We start from the raw sequence: 25,611 nt of genomic DNA on the forward strand, positions 1-25,611 counted from the left end.
ATCATCTCTGCGCCGGCCGCGTCAGTCGCCGGCGGTGCCGATCCTGCTCAGCCGCTCGCAGAGGGTGCCGAGTTCGGATGCGCTCAGTGCGGAGAACGCGGGGGGCGGGGTGGCGTACTCGCGCTGCGCGTGCTCGGCGGTTGGCCAGCCCGCGCCGTTCGAGGCTGTCGACCAGCGGGGTCACGTAGGAGTTGTCACAGCCCATACGGGCGGCGAGCTGGCGCATCGACAACGGCTCGTCCAGCGGCAGGCAGCGCAGGGCCCGCATCGGGCCGCCGGTCAGCCCGCTCTCGTGCATGAAGCGGTGCTCGCCCGCCAGCGTGGCCGGGTTGCCGCTGATCGAGCGGATACGCCGCCACGCGTCGATCGCCCACTCGTCGGCGGCCGCACCGGTCCGGCCGCCGCTTGCCGCGGTCGTCCTTCGCATGGGTGTTGGCGAGAACCGTTCTCAGAAAGTGGTGGTCGCGGTCGTGCACGTCGCCGCGATGTTCATGGCAATCGGTGGCCGGCGGGCGTTGCTCGGTGCGATCGCGGTGTTCACGATCGCCTCGACGCTGTGCGGCACGGCGACCGGCCTGGACGAACTCGTCGTCCTCCGCGTGGTCCAGGGTCTTGGCGGAGCGGTCATGACGCCGGTGGGTCTTGCGATGCTGTTCCGGGTCTACCCGCCGGACGAGCGGGTCAGGATCTCCGGCGTCCTGGCGGTGTTCACCGCGCTGGCCCCCGCCCTCGGGCCGGTGATCGGCGGCCTGTTCACCACCGAGTTGTCCTGGCGGTAGGTGTTCTTGGTGAACGCGCCCGTCGGCGTGGCCACGTTCGCCTTCGGCGCCGCGCTGCTGGCCGTCATGGTCCTCGTGGAGCTGCGGGCCGAGAGCCCGCTGGTCGACCTGCGCCTGTTCGGCAACCGGCTGTTCACGGCCGCGACCAGCCTGTACGGGCTCGGCGCGGGTGGCCTACCTCGGCTCCCTCTACCTGGCTGCCCTCTTCTTCCAGGACGCCCTCGGCCTGTCGGCTCCGCAGGCGGGGCCCGTCACCTTCCCGTCCGCTCTCGGCGTCATGGTCGGTGGCCAGATCGTCACACGCCTGCTCTACGGCCGGTACGGTCCGCGCCGGATCGTCACCACAGGGCTGCTCGGAGTCGCCGCGGCCACCGTCCTCATGGCGCAGGTCGGCACGGGTACGAACCTGTGGCTCGTCCGGCTGGTTATGCTGGGGCTGGGTGTGGGCACATCGTTCGTGTTCATCCGCGCCCAGGCCTTCTCGACGGCAGCCGTCAGCAAGGCCAGGATCAGACGGGCCTTGTCTGTCTTCAGCGCGTGCAAGCAGTTCGGCGGCGCCGTGGGCGTGGTCCTGCTGTCCACCGTCCTCGCCGCTGTCGGGCCCGACCGCCGGGCGCGCGGACGCACCACCGTCGGCCTCTTGGCCTTCCGCGCGGGCTTCCTCGCAGCGGCGGCCGTCGCTGCGGTCGCTGTCACGGTAGCCCTCACCATCAACGACGCAGACGCCGGAGCCGCCACGGCCGGTGTACCGCGCGGGAGCACCGCGAGGCAGACTCCGACCAGGTAGGGCGGTCGAGTCTCCGTTGACCACCGCCGAGCCGAGTCGCACCGCGGTGCCGGGGCAGGCTGCGGCTGCCCTGCACGGGCCGGCCGCCCGGCCTGCCTCAGTACGCCCGGACTGTCGTGACCTCGATGTTGACCGCGTTGATGGAGGAGGCGGGCGGGCGGGTGACGATGAGGGCCACCGCTGCCGCGATGTCGTCGGGGGAGGGGGTGATGAACGAGGCGTGCCCTTTCCGCTCGCGCGGCGGCACGGAGCCGGTGGCGTGGACGGCGAGCGCGCCGGGGCTGACCGCGCTGACACGCACCCGCTGGTCGGCGAGTTCGCGCTCCAGGGCTTGGAGCCAGGGGGCGTACGAAGGCGTCGTCGCGGGGGCGGCATCGGGCGTGGACACCGCCAGCGAGTGGATGCTGACCAGGTCGGCCACCGCCCGGTGGTGGCGCTGGGCGGCGCTGGCCAGGTGCGGCAGCGCGGCCTCGGTGAGGTGGAGCACGCCGGACACGTAGCGGCGGACATGGTCGTGGAGGATGGAGGCGTATCCGGGGGTGGGGCGGCTGCGTTCCATCAGGGCCGCGGTGTTCAGCTCGATGACGCGGTCGCGCTCGGGCAGGGACGCACCGGAAGCCGCGAGCGGCAGCAGCAGGCCGGCGGTGTTCACGAGGATGTCCAGACGCTCCGACCGCACCACGGCCCGCTCGACCGCGTGTTCGGCGTCGATCTCGTCGGTGAGGTCCGTCGGGTAGGTGCGGGCGAAACCGCCGCCCTCGCGGATCTTCTCCGCGAGCGCCGCCAGGCTGTCGCTGTCGGGGCCGACGAGCGCGAGAGCGGCGCCCTTGGCGGCGAGCGCACGCGCTGTCGCCGAGCCGATGTCGCTGCCGGCACCGGTGACCATGGCGACGGTACCGGCCAGGGGTGGGCGGGTCATGCCCATGGCGTACTCCTCGAAGGGGCTTGCGTGGGGGGTGTCCGGCCGGTGTCCGGCAGCCGATCCGGTCAGAGCTTCTTCACCTGGGCCGCGCTGAGCGCAGAGGAGAAGACCTTCACGTCGTTGATGTCGCCGGGGAAGTAGTCCACCTGCTCGTTGTTGAACTTCGCCCGGCCGATCTCGAAGTCTCCGGTCGCGGCGAAGGCTGAGGCGTAGTGCGTCATGCCGGTCTCGTTGCCGTTGACGAACAGCCGCAACTGCCCGTCGGACGCGTCATAGACGCCGACCAGGTGGGTCCAGGTGTTCAGCCGGGGAGCGCCGGCGGACAGCGCCCGGACGCCGGGTGCGTTCTTCACGTCCGAGACCACCCAGGAGAACGCCCAGCGGTGGGACGGCTGGTAGTACTGCAGGTAGAAGCCGCTGTTCTGCACCGCATCCTGGCTGAGGATGGTGGCGGTGTGGTCGCCATTCGTGAGATGCACCCACGCGGAAACGGTGAAGCTGTGCCTGGCCGCGGTGTTGAGCACCGGGCCGTGCGTGTAGACCTTGCTGCTCTTGCCGTTGAAGGTCCTGCAGCCGCCGTGGCTCGAGCAACTGCCGATGTCGATCGGGACGCTGGGGTGCGCGCCGGTGCTGTCCGACCACTGCAACCCGGACGCCGAGCCCAGCGGCCAGGTATCCAGCGGGCGAGGCGTCGTGACGGACCCGACGGGCGGGCGCCCCGGAGTCGGGGCGTTCGGCGGCTGCGCCCTCGTGGCCGCTGTGCCGGTGTCCGGCTGCTCCGGCACGAGCGGTTGGCCCGTCCGGGAGACGAAGGGCGTTCCGGCCGGGCTCGACCGGGTGGTGGCGGGGACGGCGGCGGGCCATGCGTCGGACGCGGGATCGGTGAGCGGAACCAGCGGGCTGGTGGACGGGGCGGGCCGGCCGCTCGTGACGTCCCGCGTGTGCGGCGGCGTCTGCTTGCCCATGTCCTGGGGCTCGGCGAGGGAGAGGTCGTGCTGGGGCGTTCCGTTCACCACGAGCGAGACGCCCACCAGCACCGCACCGGCGACGGCCGCGACCGCGGCGACCGGCGCGCCGGTTCGAACGGGTCGCCGTCCGCGCGCGAGGCCGAACCGACGGCCCCCGTCGCGGCCTGCGGGCTCCTCGTTTTCCGGCGGCTCAGGGGCCGACCCGTCGCCGGAGCGGCCGCTGCCAGACGGTTCCTCGACGGAAGGCCCATTTCCGGAGGGGGGTTTCCGGTCGGGCCTTCTCCCGACGGCGATTTGCCCTTGGGGTCGTTTCCGGAAGGCGGGACCACGGTCGGCGCAACCGGGTCCGTGACGGCGACCGGTTCCTCTTCGACGTCGGCCTCACCGGCGGCGACCGGCGGGAAGGGGGGTGTGGTGCCGCCGGATGCGGAGGGCAGGACCATCGGCTTGCGTATACCGAACCCGCTCGGGTCGCCATTCGCCTGCGGCATGGTGTCACTCCTTCGTGAGCTGCTCGGGTCGGGTAGGGCACATCCGCGGAAGGGTGCTCCTGCCTCGAAATCGCGGGGAACGGAGTCCCCTCACTGGGGCATACGCACGCCGTGCGGTTCGGTTCATGCACGTGGGGAGGGGGTGCGTCGGTTCACTGCCCGCCAGGCCGAATGCGTCGGTGAAGGGATGGAGTTGAACGGCGGCCCGCTCTCCTCAAACTCCGGGATCAGCAGCCGGTACGCCCTGCGTCGGAGAAGACCGTCTCGGCCTCGCCGAGGTCGTTGAGAGCTTCGCCGGCTATCCGCCGCTTCGCGGCGGTGTGCGCGGTGGACCGCTCGGTGAAGGACGTCTCGAACGCCGCGTTCTCCACCGGATGGGCGCCGCCGTCGGTTCGACCCTGCGCTGAACCATCGGGCCGGGCACCCACGTGCAGAACACGACGAGGACACCTGCCGGCGGTGCCGGTCACCGTCGCGGGTGCGAACTGCTTCCACTTCGGACAGGAATGTCATGAAACTCTCTCCCGCCGTACGTACCGCAGCCGCCTCCGCTGTGGCGCTGTCCGCGATCGCCTTGTTCGTGCCGGGGGCGGCGAGCGCGGCGACCGGACTCGTGACCACCGCGCACCGCTCCCTGGCCGCAACGACCGCCACGAACGGGTCCTCCTCGGCCGCGAGCAGGTCGGCCGCCGACACGAGCGACCCGTCGACCAAGGTGCTGGCGAGCGGGCTGAACGCCCCGAAGTACATCGCTCTGCACCCTGACGGCGTGTACGTGGCAGAGTCGGGGACCGGCGGGCCGCACTGCGTGAGCGGGGTGGCCAATGTCAGCGTCACGAAGGTGTGCGCGGGTTCGACCGGGTCGATCGTGCGCGTCGCCGACGGCCACGTGCACACCGTGGAGAGAGGGCTGGCGTCAGCCTCGGTGGCGTCCACTCACGGGGTGAGCGGGGTGACCGACGTCGGCTTCTCCGGTGGCCGGATGTCGGTCCTCTTCGACGACGGCGGCGTCGGCCCGACGGGCGTATCCGGCATCGCAAGCCCATACGGCGCGAAGTTCGGCAAGCTCGACCGGGCCCAGAGCGACAAGGGCGGGTGTTTGACGACGGTCGCCGACATCGCGGCCTACCAGGCCACCCACCCGCAGTCGCCGGTCGAGCTCGGCGGTCTGCCTGGCGAGACGCTGTACGACGCCGATCCGCATGCGATGGTCGCCTACAAGGGCGGCTTCGCGGTCGCGGACGCGGCGGCCAACAACGTGGTATGGGTGCATGCTTCGGGGGAGGTGACGTTGCTGGGACGGCTGGCGACCCGTCCGGAGACGGCGCCGGCCGGCTCGCTGGGCCCGGGCACGCCCGCGATGACGATCAAGGCGCAGGCGGTGCCGTCATCGGTGGCGGTCGGCCCCGACGGCGCCCTGTATGTCGGGCTGCTGCGCGGCGCGCCCGCGCTGCCGGGTACGGCCGAGGTGGACCGGATCGTGCCGGGTCATGACCCGCAGCCGGTCGTCACCGGCCTGACCCGGGTCAGTGACATCGCTTTCGACCCGCAGGGCCGGCTGGACATCCTGGAGTCCAGCACCGCAGGCGGTGGGGACGGCTCGACCTCGTCCGGCGCGCTGCTGCGGGCGAGCGTGCACGGCTCGCAGCAGGTGAAGCCGGTCAACCTCGGTGTCCCCGACCTGAACTCGCCGGTCGGGATGGCAATCGGCAAGGACGGGACCACGTACATCACCAACAACACCGCCGCTGTCGGCAAGGCCGAACTCATCGCCGTCGCCGGACTGAAGTAACGGCCTGAACAGAGCCGATCGAAGGAGCCGCGGTGCCTGCGCCCGCGGCTCCTTCTGAGTCGTGACGTACAGCGTCGGAGTCCGCTTCCCCTCCGCCGTGGTCGAGGCCATCGCGGTGGCCGCCGATCTCGCGGTCGCTCCGGAGACCGTCCGGTGCGACCTGGGCGTGCTGGTGCGCCGCTCCGCAAGGGTGGTTCTCGCGGCGCAACGGGCAGTATCGGTGGCGGCGATCTGCTGGCGGCGCCCGACTGGAAGGAGGCCACCCCCATTTGACCCGCAACGGCTGGATCCGCGCTGCCCATCGCCGCGGCCGGGAGGAACCCGGGGCCGGAGAAGCCGCGGACCGCCGCCCAGGAGTGGGAGAGATGTCTTGGCACCCCTGCGCGGCGGTAGGTGCGGCTACCTGCTGCTGTGCACCGGGCCCACCCGGAGGTTCTGGACGGAGGAACCGACGCATTCCTGCTTGTTCCACGGGATGTTCGTGGACTCGGTCTGATTGGGCGGGTAGACGCGCAGGGTCGGGACGGTGGTCAGGTCACATCGCGAGGGGGAGTAGCCGCCAGTGCCGTTGGTGGTCTGGACGTCGGCGTAGGCGTGCGCGTTGGGGATGAGGGTGACCTTGGTGGTGGGGGCGCCCGCGGTGTGGGTGGCGGCCTTGCCGAGTTGGATGTTGTGGATCTTGACGAAGGAGACGCCGGGGTAGCCGGTGAGGGTGCAGGGTGCGGTGCCGGTGTTCTGGAAGGCGATCTGGAAACCGGTGGTGCCCGCGCCCGAGGAGAAGTTCGCGGCGGTGGTGTCGAGTTGGTCGGTGGTGCAGTCCGAGGGGGAGGAGCCGCCGGGCAGGGTGGTGGTGCTGGAGCCGCCGGACGTGCCGGAACGGCCGGCCCCGCCCTTGCCTCCTGTCCTGGCGCGTCCGTTGGAGCCGGTCGCCGCGGTGCCGCCGGGTGCGGAGGCGGTCGCGGAGGAGGACGTCGAGGCCGAGGAGGAGTCCGACGCGTTGCTGTCGTCCGGCCCGCACGCGGCGAGCGCGAAGCCGGTGGTGGCGAGCATGACGGCGAGCGTTCCGGTCCGGACGATCCTGGTGCGCATGGTGCGTGCCTTTCCTGAATGACTATGGGGATGTGCGAGGGGGGCAGGCTCGAGTTCGGGGAGTACACGAAACGAGGCCCTGCGCTTCCTCGCGAATCTCACAGGTGCCGGATTCCGGCGTTTCCCGAGATTTCGTACGGCGTCTATCGCCGCCCTGCCGGCCGCCGGGGATGACGGGCCCGTCGATCTGTGCGGCGTACCGCCGGGACCGAGCACGTCCTCCACGGCCGGGCACGTGCGCTCGACCCTCCGGTGGAGTCGTCCGCGCCCGTCGCGAGACTAGAAGTCGAGCTGGGAATCTCCCATGTACCAGTCCGACTTGATCATGATCGCCTTGATCGTGAGATCGCTCGTCCCAGACTTGCCTCCCGTGGAGTGGGAGTTGACGATGTCGCTCAGTTTGGAGCCGTCCACGACGATGTGATCTCCCGTCACCTGAGCGGTGCTCCCTTGCGTCACGACCCCGGTCACGGTGATCGTGTGAGGCTCGGTGGGATGAGCAGGCGTGAACGACGTGTGCAGACCCTTCACCAGAGCGGTCTGCCCGTCACGTTGGGGATTGGTCGGGCCGCACTGCGCCATGGTGGCGGGGGCGGCGGGCCTTCCCCCGGTCGCCGGCTGGGCAGTTGCCATGCACACCCTCGTGACGTTGTCCGCCAGGATGGCCCGCACCCAGCCGATCACCGCGGCGTTCGCGGTCGCCCGCCCGTCGCCGGCGCGTCGGGTCGGGGACGGGCTGGAAGGTGCGGACGAACTCGCCGCGGTGGTGGTCGCCGAGTCGTCGTGTTTCGACCCGGTGCCGGAGCACCCCGCGACACACGCCACCGCCAAGGCGGCGGTGAGGCTCCACGCCGTCGCGGCCGACCGGTTCGGGATCCGCATCATCGCTTGCTCTCCATGTGATTCATCGCGTGCCGTGCACGGCTGAGGGTCGGCACCGTGGGTCTCAGCGACACGGCGCCCAACGGGAACGTGCAGCGGTGACCCGCCGCGGACGACGTCCTCCGCTGTAAGGAACACGGCGGTGTGGTCTCGCGGGTTCACGTGCCACCGCACCTGTCCGAGCGCCGCCGCACCCATGGGTACGGGCGGGTCCCTCCGCGGAGGGAAGGTCACGCGGGGGGCTACTCCTCGGCGAGGAGGTGCGCGGGTTCGACCCTCCATTGCCGGAAGCTGCTGTGGACGGTCGGCCGGGCGCCGAACTCCTGGGCATCTCCCGCCACTGCCGCCGGTCTTGGACCGTCAGATCACGTCCTCGAACTACTGCCGCAGCCGAACGGGGTACGGGCCGTACTCGCCATGCGGATTCACCCGTCGCTCGCATCCGGAGAAGGCCGACCAGATCCGCAATCGCAAGAGGCTCCAGTCCCGGGCGGACTGGGGTGGCAGCTTGCTTCGCCCGCTGGGCGGGTGAGCTACATCTGCACGGTGATCCACGACTTGAGTTGGGTGGAGGTGGCGTTCGCCACTGCTGTGCCGTGCGGGATGTCGACGTGCAGGGGGACGTAGTACGGCTGGCGGTGGGAGGGGTCGAACGTGCCTTTCTTTCCGGTCGGTTTCTCGGATGTGGCGTAGCCGGCGAAGAAGAGGTACCAGGTGTGATCGCGCTCGACCATCGAGGGCACACCTGGCGCGAGTACCTGCGCGTGCACGTAGTTCGGCCATTCTGCCTTCTCCGACTGGAGCAGGTAGTCGACCTCGTCGGCTCCCGGCCGTCCCCACGTCCCCTTCGTGTCGGGTTCTGTGATCTTGCGGTAGCCGGTCCCGTTCACGGGGAGGAAGGCGTTGGAGTACGCGACGCTTCTTCCGCGCGTGCCTGCTCGGTGAGACGACGGCGCAGAACACCATGTCCCAAGTACCGTCGGGCTCCTGGCTGATGGGGTGTGACTTGGTGGAGTCGACCGTCAGGCCGTTTGTGCTGAAGGCCGACTCCTGGGTGGAGTCGAAGCCGACCGAGGTGGGCGAGGGGGCGAAGCATCCGGCCTTGATCTCTCCGCTACACGTGATGATCTCCTTGAAGGTGCCGGAGAACGAGAGCGTCGATGTCGAACGGGATGAGATCGGGTGCCGAGTTGGGAGAGCAGCCGCAGGCCGCCAGGATGCCCACGACACCCCACCCGAGCATCGCGCTCCTCGTCATCCGGCGCTTCCGGGGGCGTCCGCGGTGAGTGACGAACGGTCCCGGTGTACTGCCGGCCACCGCGTCACCAGAGCCGTGCGTGCGAGGGACGACTCGCGCCCGAACCGTGGCGACGGCGCTGCCCCAATCTCGGTGTGGTTGATCATGTGCCCTACGTAATTCGTACCCACCCAAGTAGCCGAAAACCCAGCAAACCGATTCCACGAAAGTCAGGTCGCATCAGGGTGTAGCGGGCGGCAGTCCTGTGTCGTACTTCTGGAGGAGGCCGAGCATGCGCTCGTCGATCCGTTCCGGGCCCCAGGGCTGGACCTGGACTCCGGGCAGCGGCTTGTCGCCGCCTTCGACGAAGAGGCCTTCGGCGCCGCCCGGGCTGTAGACGAAGAGCAGCTTGGCAGGCAGGATCCCCGGGTTGACGAAGCGGTGGACGGTGCCGCGCGGGATGTGGACGACGTCGCCGGTACGTGCGGTGAAGACGCGCTCTCCGTCAAGGAATTCCAGCTCGCCGGCGATCAGGTAGAAGGTCTCGTCGGTGGCGGCGTGGACGTGTGGTGCAGGGCCGCCACCCGGGGGAACGGTCGCCTCGATCACGCCGATCACGCCGCCGGTCTGCTCGGCGGTGAGCCTGACCCCGTAGATGTCGCCGTTGAACCAGGTGGTGGTACCCCCTCCCGCCGGTACATGGATACCCGAGGTGGACTGACCTGTGTGGTGATGTCCCTCAGGGACGGAGAAGCTCATGAGCTGGGACTCCTTGGTGCGTACGGTGCGCGGGCGCCGCTGGGACGTGCTCCGGGCTGCCCTTGGCCCGGTGGCCCCGGGCACGCAAATGGCTCGGAGGGCATCGCTGGGAATCACTCCTCGATCGAGCAGTACGCTACGGGCCACGCTCTGCGCGGGCGGTGGACATGCGTGCCCACTTCGCTGTACGCGCGTGCCACCGGTGGAGCCGACACCGGCCTTGCGTGACAGGAGCCTTCGCGATCCAGGGAGTGTGCCGGCGTTTCCTGGATGCTTGAACAGTCAATCGGCGAGCAGACAGGCGCAGCCGACCAAGACCAAGGATGAGCAGGGCCAAGGATGAGTTCGACCAGGCCGACACCCCCCGGGGCGGCGCTTCCCAAGGGCCGTAAGTTCCTCGTTGACGTCTCAGTGCCCGGCCATGCCCCCGACGCCCCCGATCTCCTGCGACGAGGCTGGGACGAGCAGGTCGGTGAGACGATTCCGATCCCGCCATCGCGCCCGATTGACGGGGGCGCCGGCGACTACCGGATTCGGATCCGCCACTCGAAGGTTGACGACGCGGTGGTCGAGGACATCTACAGCGAAGCCATCGTCGGCGGCACCGGCGGAGCGTTCAACCACCTCAACGAGCGCGTGGTCCTCCATCTCGTCCACCGCGGCAGCTGGCACTTCAGTCGCTCGCAGGGCCGCGGCAGCCCGGTGACCGTTCCCGCAGGCCGCTTCATCGCCCGCTACAACGATCCGTCGTGGGATTTCGGCATAGCCCCGCGCACAGCCTCCCAAGTACTCATCTTGCCCGCCGGCGATCTGCGCTCCCTGCTCGGTGACCACCACATCGACGGCCCCGCCGGCGCCCCTGCGCTCCGCCTGCTCACCGCCTACCTCGACAGTCTCGATCCCGTCCTCGCTGAACTCTCCCTGAGCAGTGTGCGCTCGGCCCGCAACGCGTTGCTGGAACTGGTCAAGGGCGTCCTCACCGAAAACATCGACGGCGACGAACCGCACTTCGCCCAGGCATTGGTCCGCGCCGCCATGCAACTGGCCGACGAGCACCTGGCCGAACCCGGCCTCAGCCCGCAAACGCTGGCCCGTGAACTCAACATCTCCGTACGGACCCTCCACCGTGTGTTCGCCGCACAGGGCGAATCCGTGATGGCGCAGGTGCGCCGCCGCCGCCTCGACTCCGCTCTCGACGACCTGGTCTCCTCCCCTACGCGCCTGAGCATCACCGAGGCGGCCGCCCGCTGGGGCTTCTCCGACGGCAGCCACCTGATCCGCGCGTGCCGACGGCAGTACGGGCAGACACCGACCGCGTACACACGGACGGACCGGCGGACGGAACGTCGAGGTAGGCGCGATCCTGGGGACACCTGAACTGGGACGGGCTCCGGACCGCAGTCACGAGTCCCAAGATCCTTCCCCGAGAGGTTCATGAATGAGTGTCAGTGGTCCCGGCGACGAGCCTGGCGCGAACTGGCCGGGTGCGCCGGGGCCCGCGATGCCTCCAATGCCACCGACGCCGCAGAGCTCGCCGTCGATCGGCAAGGCGCCCCGCTTGTCGGCTGAGCGGCTGCTGCTGTTCACCGACGCGGTGACGGCCATCTCCATCACCCTGTTGATCCTGCCGCTTGTGGACCTTGTGCCCGAGGGCGCCGCTGCTCACGACAGCGCGCGGAAGGTCATCACCGACCACTGGAGGCAGATCTGGAGTTTCCTGCTGAGTTTCGTGGTGGTGGCGCGGTTCTGGCTGTCCCATCACCGGACGTTCTCGGTGGTCGGTTCGCTCAACGGTCGGCTGATGACCTGGAGCATGGGCTGGCTGCTCTCCGTAGTCGTGCTGCCTTTCCCCACCGAGATCGTCGGCTCGTTCGGCCACGACCGGTTCACGGCCACGGTGTACTACGCGAACATTCTGGTCAGTCTGGTCTGCCAGGCGGCGATGCCGGCCGTCATCAAGGGACATCCCGAGACGCTCGCCGTCGACGATCCGAGTACCCGGGCCCGCGTCGCGAGCGACTTCACCGAGGGCTGCCGCAACATCATGGCCTTGTTCGTCGCGTTCGCGCTCGCGCTTGCGGTGCCCGCGCTCCAGTACTACAGCCTGCTGCTGCTCGCCGTTTTCCCGAACGTGGACGTCCTGCGCAAGCACAAGGGCGCCCGGTGACGGCACCGGGGCGGATCAGGGCGGAGCCGGTGAGATCTCCGGCCCTCGTGTGGGGCCGGGTTGGATTGCCCCGCGTGAACAGTCGTGCGAACCTGGGCGATTTCCTGCGCCGCCGCCGTGACGAGGGTGCGACGAGGGCCGGGATCTGCACGATCTCCCTCGACGCGCGGTGAACCGTCCTTGCGTCACCACCGTGGTCTCGGTGTACGGCGGGGTTCCTCGAGGGCGCTGCGGACAAGGACAGTTCACCGACTATCCGGAGGAGTGCGCAGTGCAGGAGATATCCACAGTGCGGAAGGGGGTCCCCTATCGGCACGGGTGGCTTCGCCCGGATCGTGTAGGGGCGATGAACGACCCTGGACCGGTTGATTTGGACTTCGCGGTCCCCGACGGTCACGCCGTCCGACCCGGATCGGCCACATCGTGCGGTAGGCGGTCTCCCCGCCCTCTGCGGCCCGCCACATGTCCTTCGGCCACGGCATCCACCACTGCCTCGGGGCGCCCCTGGCCCGCCTGGAAGTCGTCATCGGCCAACTTCCCTCCCCGCCTCCCGGCAGGGAACGCTTACCCTTCCGCCGGGTCGTCTTCTGAACCGGTTCCTGAACCGTGCGCGTGCGGCCGCACGTATCCCTGAGGGGGACGTGTGTCGCCGCCCAGGAGGGGGCGCCGCCCGCGCGCCAGGAGGAGCAAGCCCATGAACCACGCCGGGCCGGACCGTGCGAAGGATCGCGGTCACACCGCGCCGGTGCACGTCGAGATCACCAACCCGCGCAGTGCGGACGCCCAGTACTGCCTGCGGTGCTTCTTCGAGGAGCTGGACGAGCGGTTCGACACGGGCTTCGACCCGTCGCGGAGCGTCTCGGCCGGCCACGGGGAGATGACTCTCCCCGCGGGGCTGCTACTGGTGGCGACGGCCGAGGGCTCGCCGGTGGGGTGCGGCGCCGTGAAGTTCCACCGCGACACGGGAGTCGGCGAGGTCAAGCGCATGTGGGTCGCTCCCGTGGCCCGCGGGCTCGGCCTGGGACGGCGGCTGCTGGAGAGCCTCGCGGATGAGTCGTCGTCGCGCGGGATGCGGATGCTGCGGCTGGAGACGAACCGCGCGCTGTCCGAGGCGCGACGCCTCTACCGGGCGGCCGGTTTCACCGAGGTCGAGCCGTACAACGACGAGCCGTACGCGGACTACTGGTTCCAGCGGAACCTGCCCCGGACCTGAGGGGCTGGGCCTTCACCAGCCGTGTCCTTGCCGAAAACCTCATCCGTGCTGGTCATGCGGCATGTTGGTACTCGTGGAGGATGCCGCCGAGTCGGTCGCGTTTTCGTATGTCGAGGCGGGCGATCTGCTGTGGATCGGTGATTGGCGCGGGCAGGGGGCGCAGTGGGCGGGCGTTGGAGGTAATTGATGATGCCGCCGAGGCGGATGCGGGTCTGGCCGGGGCGGGTTCGTATGGCGGCTGCGGGTTGGGCGCCGAGGTGGGTGAGGTGGTCGCGGAGGTGGTGGACGGGGTGGGGGCCGGTGGTGGCGCCGGTCTCGGCCAGGTCGGCCAGGGTGGTCTCGCGGGCGGTCATGGCGGGCAGTTCGGGCGCGTCGGGGAGGGTGCCGAGGCCGGGCAGCACGGGCTGCCGGTGAGTGACGTGGGCGCCGGCCCGCCAGATCGCCTCCCGCCGGCCGGTGCCCAGGGACGCGAAAGCACCGGCGGTGGCGAGCTGTTCGAGGAGCCGGGCGTTGAGCCCGGCGCGCCGGGCGACGTCGTCCAGATCCCGGAACGGCTGTTCGGCGTGGGCGGCCGGTAGCGTGGCGTCTGCCCGACGCGGGCCGTCGGCCTGTGCTGGGGGTGGCCGCCCAGGTCGGCCGCGGCCAGCCACCATGCGCGGACCAGATCGGGTGACCGGCTCACAGCGTGGCACTGGGCCCGCTGGCTGCCCAGACTCCCGGTGAGCGGTGCCAGGGCGTGCGGTACGGACTGTTTGAGCAGGTTCGCGTAGTCCCGGCCGCCGAGGACAATCACGTGGGCGTCGTCCAGGTCGAGGGCGGCGGTGCGATGGGCTATGTTCTCCGGGGTGATGGCGTCCTTGTCCCTGAGCCTCGTGTCGTAGGGGAACAGCGGGCGGTTCAGGAGCACCAGGCGGTGCCGCGCTGACAGGATCCGGATCAGGGCCTGGTCGGTCAGGGCGTCCGCAGCGAGCCGCAAGGAGCGGTGGTACGGGCCTGTATACAGGTGGCCGGCGGGGATGCATCCCGGTAGCCGAACTTCTCCCAGGACGGCTCGCGGTTGCGTCCTTGGAAGTGGTGTAGCGGGTTGGACCTGATCCGGGGGTTTGTCCCGGCGTCTGGGTGGGTGCCCGCATAGAGAGACGGCCACCGGCTGATCTTCGAAGTGTCTAAGCCTCGAAGGAGATCAGCACGATGACCGCACCAGACAGTCTGCCCCTGCACGCCCTGACCGAAGACAACCTCGCTGCGGCGAGTCCGGATCTACTGCGTGCGATGGTCAAGGCGTTCACCGATGCGCTGATGTCGGCGGAGGCTGACGCGGTGTGCAACGCGGAGTACGGGCAGGTCAGCGACGAACGCGTCAACCACCGCAACGGATATCGCCCGCGTGAGTGGGACACCCGGGCCGGCACCGTCGAACTCGCGCTGCCCAAGCTGCGGTCCGGCAGCTACTTCCCGGCCTGGCTGCTGGGCCGCCGCCGCCGGGCCGAGCAGGCCCTCATCTCGGTGGTCGCCACCGCCTATCTGCTCGGCGTCAGCACGCGCCGGGTGGAGAAACTCGCCCAATCCCTCGGCGTGACCCAGCTGAGCAAGTCGCAGGTCAGCGCGATGGCCAAACACCTGGACGAGCAGGTCGCAGCGTTCCGCAACCGGCCGCTGGACGCCGGCCCCTATGCCTTCGTCTGGGTGGACGCGCTCACCCAGAAGGTCCGCGAACAAGGCCGGATCATCAACGTCCACGCCCTGGTGGCGGTCGGCGTCAACGCCGAGGGGCACCGCGAGATCCTCGGCCTGGACGTCGCAACGGCCGAGGACGGCGCCGGCTGGCTGGCGTTCCTGCGCTCGTTGACGGCCCGCGGCCTGGGCGGTGTCCAGCTCGTCGTCTCCGACGCCCACACCGGCCTGGTCAATGCGATCGGTGCGGTCCTGCCCGGCGCGTCCTGGCAGCGGTGTCGAACCCACTACGCGAGGAATTTGCTGTCGCAGGTTCCGAAATCCGCCCAGCCCTGGGTTGCGACCCTGCTGCGGACGGTCTTCGAGCGACCCGACAGCGACGCGGTCAACGCCCAGATGCGGCACGTCCTGGACGCGTTGGAAGCCAAGTTCCCCATGGCTGCCGACCACCTCGACGCCGCCCAGGACGACCTGCTGGCGTTCACCGCCTTCCCCCGCGAGATCTGGCGGCAGATCTGGTCCAACAACCCCCAAGAGCGACTAACCCGAACCCACCCGAACGAGTCAGAAAGCAACGAGACCACCCTGCCAACCGAACTCACCGCGTAACCTCACAACAAGATCACCGAGTGGCCGTCGATACACCACTCCCGCGAACGTGATCCCCCCGACAGAGGAAGAAGCCCGCTGGCGGAGATCACATCTCCAGCTCAGCGGGCTTCTTCGCTTCCGCTGAGGTGTGCGGAGAGCGTGGCACCGGCCAGGTCGATCGAGCGCCGGTCCGGGTGCAGGCTGCTCGTCGCCGGCTGTCAGTGCAGCACGTCGGTCGTCCAGGCCCGCTCGTCCGTGCCGAGCAGGGTGAACTTCTTCAGCCATGCCTCGGGGCCGCCCACGGCGTGGTAGGCGTTGACGCCGTACTGCGACTCGGTGCAGATGCTGAGGCCGTGTGCCTGCGTGCAGGTCTGCTTGGGCGCCGGGTAGGAATCCGGGCCGGCGGGGGTCGTGCGGGACGGGGCGGGGCCCGGGCGGACCATGGTGGTGATGGGCATACCGTCGACCGTGAAGGTGATCGTGCTGGTCCATGGCACGTGCTCGTTGACGGCCGACTGGCTCCGGTCGATATCGGCACTGGAGAGCTTCACGGCCTTGGGGATCCCGTCGATCCGGTACGGCAGCGGGATCGCCCGGTGGGCCACGACGACCTTCTCGGCGATCCGGTGCATGGTCTTCGACGCGTCGGCCCCGGTCAGGTAGCTGGAGTCCATCTCGGCCCACCGGCCGTCCGCGGTCTGCCAGCGCAGCTCGATGTCGCCGCCGGGCGCCCAGGGGGTCGTCGGACCCTCCCCCACCCAGTAGGCGGGCCGGCCGTCAACCGGCGCCGCCTCAACCCGGTGCTGCCGTGGACCGCCCGGGTAGAAGGGCTGCCCGATGGGAGGAGTGGTGCCGGCGGGATAGACCTTGAGCCAGATCATTGGCTGGGTCGAACCGCCCTGCGGGATGCTGCCGTCGGCCCGCAGCACCGTGCGGCCGTGATCCGGAAGGTAGTTGACCTGGTAGCCCGCCGGGAGCCACCCGTAGGAGGCTTCCACGACCAGCGGGTCCGCGCTGCTCTGAGCGGAGGCCGGGGGAGCGGGCGCCGCGGACCGCTGGGCGCCGCCAGCGCCGGAGGCGAGCAGGGACACCGTCATGGTCGCCGCCGCGGCGACCGCCACCGTGCTGACGGTCACCATCCGCCGGCGGCGCAACCGGACGCGGCCGTCCCGCATCGCGCGGGGGATGTCGATGCTCCGGCCGGGTGCGGCCGAGCCCGCCAACTGGATGAGTTCCTCGGCCAGTTCGTCGAGCGAGTCGCCGGCCGGCTCGTGGGTGCGGTCGTACATCACAGGGCCCTTCCCGTGGCAGTGGTGGAACGGGTGTCGAGTTTCCGGCGCAGCGCCTTGAGGCCGCGCGAGGTCTGGCTCTTCACGTTTCCCGTGGAGCAGCCGAGCGCGTCGGCGGTCTGCTCGACGGACAGGTCGTGGTAGTACCGGAGCACCAGCGTGGCGCGCTGGCGGGGCGGAATCGCGGCCAGCGCCCGCCTCAGGTCGAGCGATCCTTCCGCGTCGACCGGCGGCTCGTGCGGCTCCGCCTCCTCGCGGTCCGACCACCGCAGCGTCCAGCGTTGCCACGAAGAGCGCTGCTCCGCCAGGAAGACGTTGACCAGCACGGCCCGCGCGTAGCCGTCCGGGTTCTCCACCCGCCGCATCCGCCACCACTGGACGTACAACTTGGTGAACGTCTCCTGCACCAGGTCGTCCGCTCGGTACCAGTCACAGCAGAGCAGGAAGGCCACTTTGCGCAGCCACTCCGCTCTGGACTCGGCGAACTCCCTGAATTCCACCTCGCGTCCGTACTCCGCCATGGAAGGACACTCCTCTCCGGGCGCCAACCGACGCCCGACCCCTTGATGCGCCGGGCTGGGCGAAAGGTTGCACGGGCTGGAGGGGGACCGCCTCGGGGCCGTGCGGCATACACGTTTGCGAGCGTTATCCGCGTAAGTGGCCGTAACGCCTGGGGAATTGGTCCGGTTTGACGAGGATATGCCCTCCGTTCAACGGGTCGCGGGAAGCCGGCGCTGGTAAGGTCGCGGCACACTTGCAGACAGCCTGGGCCCGTGCCGGACAAGGTACGGGCCCCGGTCCGTTCAGCGCACCGAGACGAGGAAGGACCCCATGGAGGCGAAGCGGCCGGCCGCCGGCAGGTCCGACCAGGGGAGGGCGCCGGGGGGCGAGCCCTCGGTGCGGGCGACGCCCGGCCTCCCGCCGGCCGGGTCCTTCGCGGAGATGGGACTACCGGTCGAGCTGATGGGGGTGCTGGCGGGGCTCGGGGTGCGGGAGCCGTTCCCGATCCAGGCGGCCACCCTGCCGAGCGCGCTGGCCGGCCGGGACGTCCTCGGCCGGGCGCGGACCGGCTCCGGAAAGACCCTCGCCTTCGGGCTTGCGCTCCTCGCACGGACGGCGGGCCGGCGGGCCGAACCGAAGCGCCCTCTCGCGCTGGTCCTGGTGCCGACGAGGGAACTCGCCCAGCAGGTGGGCGAGGCACTGGCCCCCTACGCCGCGGCGCTCGGGCTGCGCACGGCGACCGTGGTCGGCGGCCTGTCGATCAACCGGCAGGTGGCGGCGCTCCGGGCCGGCGCCGAGGTCGTGGTGGCGACGCCGGGACGGCTGGCCGATCTCGTCGCCCGGCGGGACTGCCACCTGGACCGGGTGCGGATCGCGGTGCTGGACGAGGCGGACCAGATGTGCGACCTGGGTTTTCTGCCGCAGGTCTCGGAGGCCCTGGACCGGACGCCCGCCGGAGGGCAGCGGATGCTGTTCTCCGCGACGCTCGACCGCAACGTCGACCAACTGGTCAGGCAGTATCTGAGCGAGCCGGTCCTCGCCACCGTCGACCGGGCGGCGGGCTCGGTCGCGACGATGGAGCACCACGTGCTGAACGTCCATCCCGCCGACAAGTACGCGACCGCCACCGAGATCGCGGCCCGGGACGGGCGGGTGCTGATGTTCCTTGACACCAAGCACGGTGTCGACCAGTTCACCCGCCACCTGCGGAGCAGCGGCATCAAGGCGGGCGCCCTGCACAGCGGGAAGTCGCAGCCGCAGCGTACCCACACGCTGGCCCGGTTCAAGGACGGCGAGATCACCGTGCTGGTGGCCACCAACGTCGCTGCCCGCGGCATCCACATCGAGAACCTGGACCTCGTCGTCAACGTGGATCCGCCCGCCGACCCCAAGGACTACCTGCACCGCGGCGGGCGCACCGCGCGTGCCGGGGAGTCCGGCAGCGTGGTCACGCTGGTCACGCCCGGCCAGCGCCGGGACGTGAACCGGATGATGTCGGACGCCGGGATCCGGCCCACGGTCAACCAGGTCCGTTCCGGCGAGGCGAGGCTGACCAGCATCACCGGCGCCAAGCGCCCGCCGGTGCAGGACAGGGCGAAGACCGGCGACGCGGCGTTCCGGGGTCTGGGCACCCGCGCGGGCCGCCCGCCGAAGGAATCCCGCAAGGCCGCGGAGGCGCGCGCGCTGGCGGAGGCCCGCAAGGCCGCCCGGGTGCGCAAGGCCCACTGACGGGTGGCACGCGCCGCCGGGGGCGGGAGACACAAGGAGGCACCCGTTGCCTCGGATCGAGTGGAGCGCCAAGGAGTGCCGATGGTGAACAGAGTCCACCAACCCCAGGAGGACGACGAGTTCGAGTTCATCCTGGCGAGGGCGGACGTCCCGGTGCTCGCGTACTTTCACGGGGTGTGGCCCAAGGCCGCGGCGGCATGCAAGGAAATGGACCCCCTGGTGCGCGAGGTGGCCGACGCCTATCAGGGCCGGCTGATCGTCGTACGGGCCGACATCGCGAGGTGCCCCGGCCCCGTACAGCGCTTCGGCGTCACCGGCGCGCCCTCCTTCGTCCTGATCGACCGGGGCGAGGCGACGGCGGCCGGGAGCGGTCCGATGTCCAGGACCGCGCTCGCGGAGTTCCTGGACGCCCACCTCTGAACTCGCGGACGAAGGGGCCTTCGATCCAGGTCTGCCGGGCCACATGGTCGCCTTCGGCCACGACTTCGCAGAACCAGGCCGCACGTCTGCGCAACGCCTGACTCCGTACCCAAACAGAGGGCAGCCGGCAGGTCGAACAGCCGGCCGTCAGTCCTCGTAGCGGGCGAGAGCCAAGCCCAGCCCGAAGAACGTGGGCGCCCACTCGCCGATGAAGATGCCCCACCGGTCGGCGCGGGAGGTACCCGTCGCCTCCGCCTGCATGGACGCGCTCCACGACAAGAGCGACGCGCCGATCGACGCGAACGCGGCGGCGTAGCAGTGCTCGGACTTCAGTCCTTGGTCGTGCAGGATTTTGACAATCACAGCTGGCTCCTCGGTGCGCACGGTCGGGACCCTTGCCATCACCCTCACCCGAACGGCGACCGATGTCGCGCGGGACAGGCCACGCGGGTGACCCTGACGTCGCGGCTCCCGCCTCGCCACCGAGCCGAGCCCGTCCGGAGCCCGAAGGCGGCGGCGACGTGCCGCGCTGACGTCGCACCCGGTCGCCAGGTCCGCCGCGGCGGCGGGTAGGCGCCGGGACCGGCCGGGGTCAGTGGGTGGGCGGGGTCAACTCCGGCCAGGTGGTCGGGGGGAGGTCGGAGGCCGCCCAGCGGGCGGCTGAGGTCGCCTCCGCGGGGGTGCGGGTGCCCACCACTACGCAGGCCACGGCCGGGTGGCGCAGCGGGAAGCGGATCGCGGCGTGCGGCAGGACCGTGCCGTGGCGCCGGCAGGTCTCGGCGAGCGCGCGGGCGCGGGCCAGCACCGGCTCGGGGGCGGGTCCGTAGTCGTACCAGGCGTCGTCGGGCGGCCAAGGACGGCTCAGCAGACCGGAGTTGAAGGGGGCGGCGGCCACCACGGAGATCCCGCGCCCTGCGCACAGGTCCAGCAGCGGGCCCGCGCTCCGGTCGGCCAGGGTCCAGCGCCCGGCCACCATCAGTACGTCGACGTCGGCCTCCGCCGCGATCCGGGTGAGCGGCGCCACCGTGTTCATGCCCGCGCCGATCGCGCCGACGACGCCCTGGTCCCGCAGGTCGGCGAGGGCGGGCAGTGCCTGGTCCAGGGCTTCGTCCAGGTGGTCGTCCGGGTCGTGCACGTACACGATGTCCACCCGGTTCAGGCGCAGCCGCCGCAGGCTGTCCTCCAGGCTGCGCAGGACGCCGTCGCGGGAGTAGTCGGGTCGGCGGGTCAGTGTGTCGGGCACGGCGAAGCCCGCGGCCAGGTCCGAGCCCGTGGGCGCGGAGTTGGGCGTCAGCAGTCGGCCGACCTTCGTGGAGACGGCGTACTCGCCCCGCGGGCGTCCGGCGAGCGCTTCGCCCAACCGCCGTTCGGACAGGCCGAGTCCGTAGTGCGGGGCGGTGTCGAAGTAGCGGATCCCGCTGTCCCAGGCGGCGTTGACGGCGGCGAGCGCGTCGGGTTCGGCCAGCGGGCGGTAGAGGTTGCCGATGGGCGCGGCCCCGAACCCGAGGGCGGTGACCGTGACGCCGGTACGGCCGAGCGTGCTGCCGTTCACCTCACGGCGCCGGGTGCGGCTGTCATGGGTCTCCTTCATCGTCTTCGGCGGCTCAGCGCGGAGCAAATGAATCTGCTTCATTGCGCCGCGAGCACGATAGGCGGGGAGCGTAAGCGGCGCAATGGGCTGGTCTGGTGCCCTCACCCACCCCCCTCGGGCGTCTCGATCAGTCACGCTCGGCGCGGATCGCAGCAAAATTGAGCAGACTCTTCCCTCCGCGTCATCCGGATGCCATAGTGGCGACGCAAATGAAGCCGACTCATCGAGCCGAGAGGGAGTTGTCGTGGCGACTGGCGAGCACGCTGTCCCGTCCGAGGGAGCCGGGAAGGCCGCCCCCTACCGTCCCGGGTACGAGCTGGTCGCCGAGCAGCTGCTCACCTACATCGCCGAACAGAACCTGATGCCGGGCGACCGCCTGCCCACCGAGCAGGGGCTCGCCCAGATCCTCGGCGCCACCCGCAACGTCACCCGGGAGGCGATCAAGGTTCTGGCCGCGATCGGCCGGCTGAGCGTACGCAGGGGGGCCGGCATCTTCGTGGCGGCCACACCCGGTGCGCTGAACGACGACCGGCTCGCGCACTTCCAGCCGACGCGCATGGAACACGTCATGATGCTGATCGACTACCGGCAGCTCATCGAGTCCGACACCGCGAACAAAGCGGCCGGCCTCGCCACACCCATCGAGGTGCGGGCCATCGGCAAGAGCGCGGAGGTCTCCCTCGGCGCCGCGCTCGCCGACGACGTCCAGGCGTTCGCCGCCGCGGACGAGCAGTTCCACGACGCGGTCGGCGTCGCCGCGCACAACGTGTTCCTCCGCTCCAGCATCACCACGATCCGCCGCCTGATGTCCCAGACCGACATCCTGCTGCTCCACGGAGACGTACCGGGATCCATGGAAGTGGCCGGCAGGCAGCACCTCGCCATCGCGGAGGCCATCGCCTCCGGCAGCGCGGAGAAGGCCGCCGAGCTGATGCGGGAACACATCGACACCACCCGCCACCAGGTCGAACGCAAGATCCGCGACCGGCTGTTCAACCTGGCCGAACCGGCCGCCGGCCCGGCCCGCAAGCCGCGCGAACCCGGGCGCTGACGCCCCGGCGCCCCCGCGCGACCACCTAGGAAGGCGCACGACCCAGACCCCGCACGCCCGCACGCCGGCGTCGGACAGCTCCGTGGCGAATCGTTTCTGCAATCCGTGCGCCCGCATGCCCGCATCCCGCAGCCTCTCCCCGGCCGCCATCCCCATCTGCCATCCCGGCCGCCATCCCCAGCCGCTCCGTTCACAGAAACAGAAAGCACGGATGAAGATCACTCATGTCGAGGTCCACCGGATCGACGTCCCGCCGGCCGACCCGCCGTTCAGCTGGCGGCGCGGCCTGGCAGGCAGCGCCCCGGTCGGCGACGGCGCGGTGCTGCACATCGGCACCGACGAAGGCGCCGAGGGCGTGGCGCTGTTCGCCCGCCCTGGTGCCGCCGCCACCCTCACGGACCTGGTCGACCGGGTGTTCCGCGACGAACTGACCGGCGCCGACCCCTTCCAGCGGGAATGGATCTGGCACCGGATCTGGGAACTCGACCGCATCCACGAACTGCCCCTGCCGGCCCTCGGCCTGATCGACACCGCCCTGTGGGACCTCGCCGGGCGGGCCAACGACCAGCCGGTGTGGCAACTGCTCGGCGGCTTCCGGGACGCGATCCCCGCCTACGCCTCCACCTCCACCTTCGGCACCACCGAGGAGTTCCTCGACGTCGCCGACCAGTGCCTGGCGCTGGGCTACGCCGGCATCAAGCTGCACGCCTGGGGCGACGTCCGCCGCGACGCCGCCCTCTGCACGGCGCTGCGCGACCACGTCGGCCCGGACGTACCGCTGATGTACGACGGGTCGGCCGGCTTCGACCTGCCCGACGCCCTCCGCCTCGGCAAGGCGCTCTCCGAGGCCGACTACCTCTGGTACGAGGAGCCGATGCGCGAGTTCAGCATCAGCGCGTACCGGCAACTCGCCGAACGTGTCGACGTGCCGCTGCTGGTCGCCGAGACCTCCGACGGCGCCCACATGAACTCCGCCGACTTCATCCGGGCCGGCGCCGCCACCTTCGGCGTGCGGGCCAGCACCAGCCTGCGTGGCGGCATCACCGGCGCCATGCGCACCGCGCACCTCGCCGACGCCTTCCGGCTGCGCGCCGAGGTGCACGGCTCGGACATCCCCAACCACCACCTGTGCATGGCCATATCCAACACGACCTACTACGAGTCGCTGGTCACCTCGACCCGCGTCGTCCGCGAGCGCCATGTGGACGACCAGGGCCTGGTGCACGCCCCCACCGGTCCGGGCATCGCCCTGCCGCTCGACTACGGCTACGGACCCGGACTCCGGGCCTTCGTCGAGCAGCCCCGCTGAACAAGAGCCGCACATGAACCGAAAGAACAGAGAGGCAAGACGATGAGGTCTTCCGGATCTCCGAGAACCGCCCGGCGCCGCCGCGTGGCCCGTTCCGCGGTGGTCGCCACCGCCCTGGCCGCAGCCGCCGCACTGGTGGCCGGCTGCGGCGCCAGCGCCGACACGAGCAGCAGCCCCGCCAAGCAGCCCGGGCACTCCGCGTTCACGCCGGTCGCCCAGAAGACCGACTCGCAGATCACCGTCTGGGCCGACTCCACGCGGCTGCCGGCCGTGCAGGCGTACCAGAAGGCCCACCCCGACGTGAAGATGAAGATCGTCACCTACGACGGGGGCGCCGACGGCTCCACCTACCTCCAGACCAAGGTGCAGCTCTTCGACCGCACCGGCAGCGGCTGGCCCGACGTCGTCTTCGGCTCGCCCACCGACGTCACCTGGGCGTCGGCACCCACCAAGCCCGGCGCGACCCCGTTCGCCGCCCCGCTGGACCAGAAGCTGGTGCCCGCGAGCACCCTGGGCAACTTCGCCAAGGGCTCGCTGACCCCCTGCCAGTTCAACGGCCACACCTACTGCCTGCGCAACGACATCGCCCAGGTCGTCCTCTGGTACAACAAGTCGCTCATGGACAAGTGGGGCTACACCGTCCCCACCACCTGGGCGCAGTACCAGGCGCTCGGCGAGAAGGTCGCCAAGGAGCACCCCGGATACCTCGTCGGCTCCGTCGGCGACACCAACTCCCAGGAGTCCTACCTCTGGTCCAGCCAGTGCCCGGCCTTCCAGGAGACCAAGCCCGGCACCCTGCGGGTGGACCTGAAGGACCCGAACTGCACCCGCATGTCCACCCTGCTGGACCAGCTGATCTCCGCGAAGGCGGTCAGCACCCAGGGCTTCTTCAGCCAGGGCTTCGCCAAGGACAAGGGCGACAAGGTGCTGATGGCCTACGGGCCCTCCTGGTACGGCCAGTACCTGTTCAAGACCGCCTTCCACACCCCGGCCAGGCAGATGGCCGCGGCGGCACCGCTGACCTGGCCGGGTGAGACCACCCCGTCCACCGGCAACGTCGGCGGCGGCGTGTGGATGGTCTCCTCGCACAGCAAGAACCTGAAGGCGTCCACCGACCTCGCCACCTGGCTGACCACGTCCGACGCCAACCAGACCGGCGCCCCGACCTACCCGGCCTACGCCCCCGCGGCCAAGGCGTGGCTGGCCAACCCCGCCAACAGCTCCTACTTCGCCGACGACGTCAGCGGTCCGTTCCAGCAGGCGGCCGACGAGGTGTGGACCGGCTGGTCGAACACGAAGTTCTCCGACGCCACCGCCTGGTCCAGCGTGGTGCTGCCGGCGCTGACCGCGGGCAAGTCCCTCACCGCGACCCTGCCCGCCTGGCAGAGCGCCATCAGCAACGAGGCCAAGGCCGACGGATACCAGGTGACCAACGAATGACGCTCGTGGACACCCCGCCCGTCGCCGCACCCGCCCGTCGCCGCGGCACCCCGCCGCGGCGGCGGACCGCGGGCCTGGCCGGCTGGCTCTTCGCCGGCGGCTACACCGTGCTGCTGCTCGCCTTCGGCGTCTTCCCCACCTGCTACGCCTTCTACCTGGCGTTCACCAACGACGCGGGGCAGTTCACCGGCATCAACCAGTTCACCAAGGTCGCCCGCGACTACCGGTTCGGCCCCGCCTTCAGCCACGTGCTGATCTACCTGGTGCTGTGGCTGGTCACCCTGGTGGTGCTCACCGTGCTCGCCGCCGTGGTGCTGCGCAGCCGCGTCAAGCCTGGCCTGTCGGCGCTGCTGCGGTTCCTCTACTACCTCCCCGGCGCGCTCGCCGGCGTAGCCAGCGTGCTGGTCTGGCTGTTCATGCTCGACCCGGACGTCAGTCCGGTCTCCTGGCTGCTCAAGGCGATCGGCCTGGACAGCTTCGCGGCCGTGCTCGCCCCCGGCGACCTGCCGGTGATCTTCATGCTGATCGCGTTCTGGACCGGCGCGGGCGGCTGGATGGTGGTGATGTACGGGGCGCTGAACAACATCCCCGACGAGGTCCTGGAAGCCGCCCGGATGGACGGCGCGGGACCGTGGCAGACCGCCTGGTACATCCAGATCCCGATGATCCGGCAGTGGATCGCGTACATGACCATCCTCGCGTTCGCCGGCGGCACCCAGCTCTTCGTGGAGCCGCAACTGCTGCAGACCGCGAGCCTGGGCCGGGTCAGCCCGACCTGGTCGCCCAACCAGCTCGCCTACGTCTACGCCTTCCAGCAGGGCGACTTCAACGGTGCCGCCGCCATCTCGGTGTTCCTGCTGGCCCTCGGCCTGCTGTGCGCGGGACTGCTGGTGGCCCGGACCAACATGTTCACGATCGAAGAGAAATGACG

The 25,611-nt window shown here is 70.5% G+C and carries 27 protein-coding genes and 1 pseudogene; 14 read left to right on the plus strand and 14 right to left on the minus strand.

What is annotated here, in order from left to right:
• Position 1 precedes the first annotated feature (1 nt).
• Complete coding sequence (locus tag ACQPW6_RS34875; protein ID WP_433893717.1) at positions 2 to 427, minus strand: MarR family transcriptional regulator; 426 nt, start codon at positions 425 to 427, stop codon at positions 2 to 4.
• Between ACQPW6_RS34875 and ACQPW6_RS34880 the strand changes: the two genes are divergently transcribed.
• The gene (locus ACQPW6_RS34880) at positions 330 to 779 is read left to right on the plus strand and encodes an MFS transporter (protein ID WP_433893718.1); all 450 of its coding nucleotides are present in this window, start codon (positions 330 to 332) and stop codon (positions 777 to 779) included. The genes ACQPW6_RS34875 and ACQPW6_RS34880 overlap by 98 nt on opposite strands.
• A 169-nt stretch (positions 780 to 948) precedes the next feature.
• A complete protein-coding gene (locus ACQPW6_RS34885; protein WP_433893719.1) occupies positions 949 to 1,566 on the plus strand; it encodes an MFS transporter in 618 nt (205 codons plus the stop codon).
• 97 nt (positions 1,567 to 1,663) lie between these two features.
• Here ACQPW6_RS34885 and ACQPW6_RS34890 read toward each other — a convergent pair whose 3' ends face one another.
• The 3 genes from ACQPW6_RS34890 to ACQPW6_RS34900 all read right to left on the minus strand — a co-directional run bounded on the left by ACQPW6_RS34890 (position 1,664) and on the right by ACQPW6_RS34900 (position 4,318).
• On the minus strand, positions 1,664 to 2,485 hold the full coding sequence (locus ACQPW6_RS34890; RefSeq protein ID WP_433893720.1) for an SDR family NAD(P)-dependent oxidoreductase: 822 nt from the start codon (positions 2,483 to 2,485) through the stop codon (positions 1,664 to 1,666).
• 68 nt (positions 2,486 to 2,553) lie between these two features.
• Positions 2,554 to 3,519, minus strand: a complete 966-nt coding sequence (locus ACQPW6_RS34895) for a LamG-like jellyroll fold domain-containing protein (protein ID WP_433893721.1) — start codon at positions 3,517 to 3,519, stop codon at positions 2,554 to 2,556.
• 655 nt (positions 3,520 to 4,174) lie between these two features.
• Positions 4,175 to 4,318, minus strand: a complete 144-nt coding sequence (locus ACQPW6_RS34900) for a hypothetical protein (protein ID WP_433893722.1) — start codon at positions 4,316 to 4,318, stop codon at positions 4,175 to 4,177.
• A gap of 140 nt (positions 4,319 to 4,458) precedes the next feature.
• Here ACQPW6_RS34900 and ACQPW6_RS34905 point away from each other — a divergent pair, with 140 nt between their 5' ends.
• The gene (locus ACQPW6_RS34905; protein ID WP_433893723.1) at positions 4,459 to 5,739 is read left to right on the plus strand and encodes a ScyD/ScyE family protein; all 1,281 of its coding nucleotides are present in this window, start codon (positions 4,459 to 4,461) and stop codon (positions 5,737 to 5,739) included.
• A 399-nt stretch (positions 5,740 to 6,138) separates the two neighbouring features.
• On the opposite strand, the gene ACQPW6_RS34910 is transcribed toward ACQPW6_RS34905, so the two are convergent.
• Positions 6,139 to 6,828, minus strand: coding sequence for a DUF4232 domain-containing protein (locus ACQPW6_RS34910; protein ID WP_433893724.1), 690 nt, complete (start codon positions 6,826 to 6,828; stop codon positions 6,139 to 6,141).
• Between the two features lie 279 nt (positions 6,829 to 7,107).
• Positions 7,108 to 7,461 (minus strand): hypothetical protein, encoded by a 354-nt coding sequence (locus tag ACQPW6_RS34915; RefSeq protein ID WP_433893725.1) that lies wholly within the window; start codon positions 7,459 to 7,461, stop codon positions 7,108 to 7,110.
• Between ACQPW6_RS34915 and ACQPW6_RS34920 the strand changes: the two genes are divergently transcribed.
• The gene (locus tag ACQPW6_RS34920; protein WP_433893726.1) at positions 7,460 to 7,756 is read left to right on the plus strand and encodes a hypothetical protein; all 297 of its coding nucleotides are present in this window, start codon (positions 7,460 to 7,462) and stop codon (positions 7,754 to 7,756) included. The two genes, ACQPW6_RS34915 and ACQPW6_RS34920, sit on opposite strands and share 2 nt — an antisense overlap.
• 487 nt (positions 7,757 to 8,243) lie before the next feature.
• On the opposite strand, the gene ACQPW6_RS34925 is transcribed toward ACQPW6_RS34920, so the two are convergent.
• Both ACQPW6_RS34925 and ACQPW6_RS34930 read right to left on the minus strand, forming a co-directional pair.
• Positions 8,244 to 8,600: a hypothetical protein gene (locus ACQPW6_RS34925; RefSeq protein ID WP_433893727.1), complete on the minus strand. Its 357-nt coding sequence runs from the start codon at positions 8,598 to 8,600 to the stop codon at positions 8,244 to 8,246.
• A gap of 587 nt (positions 8,601 to 9,187) precedes the next feature.
• Positions 9,188 to 9,706 (minus strand): cupin domain-containing protein, encoded by a 519-nt coding sequence (locus ACQPW6_RS34930; protein ID WP_433893728.1) that lies wholly within the window; start codon positions 9,704 to 9,706, stop codon positions 9,188 to 9,190.
• A 339-nt stretch (positions 9,707 to 10,045) separates the two neighbouring features.
• On the opposite strand from ACQPW6_RS34930, the gene ACQPW6_RS34935 reads away from it, so the two are divergent.
• From ACQPW6_RS34935 to ACQPW6_RS34945, 3 genes are all read left to right on the plus strand, one after another.
• Positions 10,046 to 11,083, plus strand: a complete 1,038-nt coding sequence (locus ACQPW6_RS34935) for a helix-turn-helix domain-containing protein (RefSeq protein WP_433893729.1) — start codon at positions 10,046 to 10,048, stop codon at positions 11,081 to 11,083.
• Between the two features lie 61 nt (positions 11,084 to 11,144).
• Entirely contained in the window at positions 11,145 to 11,873 is a 729-nt protein-coding gene (locus ACQPW6_RS34940; RefSeq protein ID WP_433893730.1) for a TMEM175 family protein, read from the plus strand.
• A 694-nt stretch (positions 11,874 to 12,567) separates the two neighbouring features.
• Entirely contained in the window at positions 12,568 to 13,086 is a 519-nt protein-coding gene (locus ACQPW6_RS34945) for a GNAT family N-acetyltransferase (RefSeq protein WP_433893731.1), read from the plus strand.
• On the opposite strand, the gene ACQPW6_RS34950 is transcribed toward ACQPW6_RS34945, so the two are convergent.
• Positions 13,053 to 13,739: a hypothetical protein gene (locus ACQPW6_RS34950; RefSeq protein WP_433893732.1), complete on the minus strand. Its 687-nt coding sequence runs from the start codon at positions 13,737 to 13,739 to the stop codon at positions 13,053 to 13,055. The two genes, ACQPW6_RS34945 and ACQPW6_RS34950, sit on opposite strands and share 34 nt — an antisense overlap.
• A gap of 71 nt (positions 13,740 to 13,810) precedes the next feature.
• Positions 13,811 to 14,233: pseudogene (locus tag ACQPW6_RS34955) on the minus strand (DUF6884 domain-containing protein); the annotation flags it as partial.
• A gap of 44 nt (positions 14,234 to 14,277) precedes the next feature.
• On the opposite strand from ACQPW6_RS34955, the gene ACQPW6_RS34960 reads away from it, so the two are divergent.
• Entirely contained in the window at positions 14,278 to 15,369 is a 1,092-nt protein-coding gene (locus ACQPW6_RS34960; RefSeq protein ID WP_433893733.1) for an IS256 family transposase, read from the plus strand.
• A gap of 200 nt (positions 15,370 to 15,569) precedes the next feature.
• Here the strand turns inward: ACQPW6_RS34960 and ACQPW6_RS34965 are convergent, their stop codons facing one another.
• Positions 15,570 to 16,640 (minus strand): hypothetical protein, encoded by a 1,071-nt coding sequence (locus tag ACQPW6_RS34965; RefSeq protein WP_433893734.1) that lies wholly within the window; start codon positions 16,638 to 16,640, stop codon positions 15,570 to 15,572.
• Positions 16,640 to 17,161, minus strand: coding sequence for a SigE family RNA polymerase sigma factor (locus ACQPW6_RS34970; protein WP_433893735.1), 522 nt, complete (start codon positions 17,159 to 17,161; stop codon positions 16,640 to 16,642). Before ACQPW6_RS34970 ends, ACQPW6_RS34965 begins: the two co-directional genes overlap by 1 nt.
• A gap of 310 nt (positions 17,162 to 17,471) precedes the next feature.
• Here ACQPW6_RS34970 and ACQPW6_RS34975 point away from each other — a divergent pair, with 310 nt between their 5' ends.
• Both ACQPW6_RS34975 and ACQPW6_RS34980 read left to right on the plus strand, forming a co-directional pair.
• The gene (locus ACQPW6_RS34975) at positions 17,472 to 18,869 is read left to right on the plus strand and encodes a DEAD/DEAH box helicase (RefSeq protein ID WP_433893736.1); all 1,398 of its coding nucleotides are present in this window, start codon (positions 17,472 to 17,474) and stop codon (positions 18,867 to 18,869) included.
• 81 nt (positions 18,870 to 18,950) lie between these two features.
• The gene (locus ACQPW6_RS34980; protein ID WP_433893737.1) at positions 18,951 to 19,289 is read left to right on the plus strand and encodes a thioredoxin family protein; all 339 of its coding nucleotides are present in this window, start codon (positions 18,951 to 18,953) and stop codon (positions 19,287 to 19,289) included.
• Between the two features lie 147 nt (positions 19,290 to 19,436).
• Here ACQPW6_RS34980 and ACQPW6_RS34985 read toward each other — a convergent pair whose 3' ends face one another.
• On the minus strand, positions 19,437 to 19,652 hold the full coding sequence (locus ACQPW6_RS34985) for a hypothetical protein (protein ID WP_433893738.1): 216 nt from the start codon (positions 19,650 to 19,652) through the stop codon (positions 19,437 to 19,439).
• Between the two features lie 229 nt (positions 19,653 to 19,881).
• Complete coding sequence (locus ACQPW6_RS34990) at positions 19,882 to 20,922, minus strand: aldo/keto reductase (protein WP_433893739.1); 1,041 nt, start codon at positions 20,920 to 20,922, stop codon at positions 19,882 to 19,884.
• Positions 20,923 to 21,124: 202 nt separating this feature from the next.
• Here ACQPW6_RS34990 and ACQPW6_RS34995 point away from each other — a divergent pair, with 202 nt between their 5' ends.
• From ACQPW6_RS34995 to ACQPW6_RS35010, 4 genes are all read left to right on the plus strand, one after another.
• A complete protein-coding gene (locus ACQPW6_RS34995; protein ID WP_433893740.1) occupies positions 21,125 to 21,931 on the plus strand; it encodes a FadR/GntR family transcriptional regulator in 807 nt (268 codons plus the stop codon).
• A 211-nt stretch (positions 21,932 to 22,142) separates the two neighbouring features.
• Positions 22,143 to 23,240, plus strand: a complete 1,098-nt coding sequence (locus ACQPW6_RS35000) for an enolase C-terminal domain-like protein (protein ID WP_433893741.1) — start codon at positions 22,143 to 22,145, stop codon at positions 23,238 to 23,240.
• A 42-nt stretch (positions 23,241 to 23,282) separates the two neighbouring features.
• Positions 23,283 to 24,680, plus strand: a complete 1,398-nt coding sequence (locus ACQPW6_RS35005) for an ABC transporter substrate-binding protein (protein ID WP_433893742.1) — start codon at positions 23,283 to 23,285, stop codon at positions 24,678 to 24,680.
• Positions 24,677 to 25,609 carry a carbohydrate ABC transporter permease gene (locus ACQPW6_RS35010; protein ID WP_433893743.1) on the plus strand — a complete coding sequence of 311 codons (933 nt, stop codon included), beginning with the start codon at positions 24,677 to 24,679 and terminating at the stop codon, positions 25,607 to 25,609. Before ACQPW6_RS35005 ends, ACQPW6_RS35010 begins: the two co-directional genes overlap by 4 nt.
• Positions 25,610 to 25,611 lie beyond the last annotated feature (2 nt).

It is taken from the genome of Streptomyces sp. CA-111067, from assembly GCF_050956065.1.
GTDB lineage: Bacteria > Actinomycetota > Actinomycetes > Streptomycetales > Streptomycetaceae > Actinacidiphila.

Excerpts from the sequence above, each read along its gene's own strand:
- ACQPW6_RS34875 (WP_433893717.1), bottom strand. The coding sequence starts at position 427 with ATGCGAAGGACGACCGCGGCAAGCGGCGGCCGGACCGGTGCGGCCGCC.
- ACQPW6_RS34890 (WP_433893720.1), bottom strand. The coding sequence starts at position 2,485 with ATGACCCGCCCACCCCTGGCCGGTACCGTCGCCATGGTCACCGGTGCC.
- ACQPW6_RS34905 (WP_433893723.1), top strand. The coding sequence starts at position 4,459 with ATGAAACTCTCTCCCGCCGTACGTACCGCAGCCGCCTCCGCTGTGGCG.
- ACQPW6_RS34910 (WP_433893724.1), bottom strand. The coding sequence starts at position 6,828 with ATGCGCACCAGGATCGTCCGGACCGGAACGCTCGCCGTCATGCTCGCC.
- ACQPW6_RS34920 (WP_433893726.1), top strand. The coding sequence starts at position 7,460 with ATGCACACCCTCGTGACGTTGTCCGCCAGGATGGCCCGCACCCAGCCG.
- ACQPW6_RS34915 (WP_433893725.1), bottom strand. The coding sequence starts at position 7,461 with ATGGCAACTGCCCAGCCGGCGACCGGGGGAAGGCCCGCCGCCCCCGCC.
- ACQPW6_RS34930 (WP_433893728.1), bottom strand. The coding sequence starts at position 9,706 with ATGAGCTTCTCCGTCCCTGAGGGACATCACCACACAGGTCAGTCCACC.
- ACQPW6_RS34935 (WP_433893729.1), top strand. The coding sequence starts at position 10,046 with ATGAGTTCGACCAGGCCGACACCCCCCGGGGCGGCGCTTCCCAAGGGC.
- ACQPW6_RS34940 (WP_433893730.1), top strand. The coding sequence starts at position 11,145 with ATGAGTGTCAGTGGTCCCGGCGACGAGCCTGGCGCGAACTGGCCGGGT.
- ACQPW6_RS34945 (WP_433893731.1), top strand. The coding sequence starts at position 12,568 with ATGAACCACGCCGGGCCGGACCGTGCGAAGGATCGCGGTCACACCGCG.
- ACQPW6_RS34950 (WP_433893732.1), bottom strand. The coding sequence starts at position 13,739 with ATGGTGGCTGGCCGCGGCCGACCTGGGCGGCCACCCCCAGCACAGGCC.
- ACQPW6_RS34960 (WP_433893733.1), top strand. The coding sequence starts at position 14,278 with ATGACCGCACCAGACAGTCTGCCCCTGCACGCCCTGACCGAAGACAAC.
- ACQPW6_RS34965 (WP_433893734.1), bottom strand. The coding sequence starts at position 16,640 with ATGTACGACCGCACCCACGAGCCGGCCGGCGACTCGCTCGACGAACTG.
- ACQPW6_RS34970 (WP_433893735.1), bottom strand. The coding sequence starts at position 17,161 with ATGGCGGAGTACGGACGCGAGGTGGAATTCAGGGAGTTCGCCGAGTCC.
- ACQPW6_RS34975 (WP_433893736.1), top strand. The coding sequence starts at position 17,472 with ATGGAGGCGAAGCGGCCGGCCGCCGGCAGGTCCGACCAGGGGAGGGCG.
- ACQPW6_RS34980 (WP_433893737.1), top strand. The coding sequence starts at position 18,951 with ATGGTGAACAGAGTCCACCAACCCCAGGAGGACGACGAGTTCGAGTTC.
- ACQPW6_RS34990 (WP_433893739.1), bottom strand. The coding sequence starts at position 20,922 with ATGAAGCAGATTCATTTGCTCCGCGCTGAGCCGCCGAAGACGATGAAG.
- ACQPW6_RS35000 (WP_433893741.1), top strand. The coding sequence starts at position 22,143 with ATGAAGATCACTCATGTCGAGGTCCACCGGATCGACGTCCCGCCGGCC.
- ACQPW6_RS35005 (WP_433893742.1), top strand. The coding sequence starts at position 23,283 with ATGAGGTCTTCCGGATCTCCGAGAACCGCCCGGCGCCGCCGCGTGGCC.
- ACQPW6_RS35010 (WP_433893743.1), top strand. The coding sequence starts at position 24,677 with ATGACGCTCGTGGACACCCCGCCCGTCGCCGCACCCGCCCGTCGCCGC.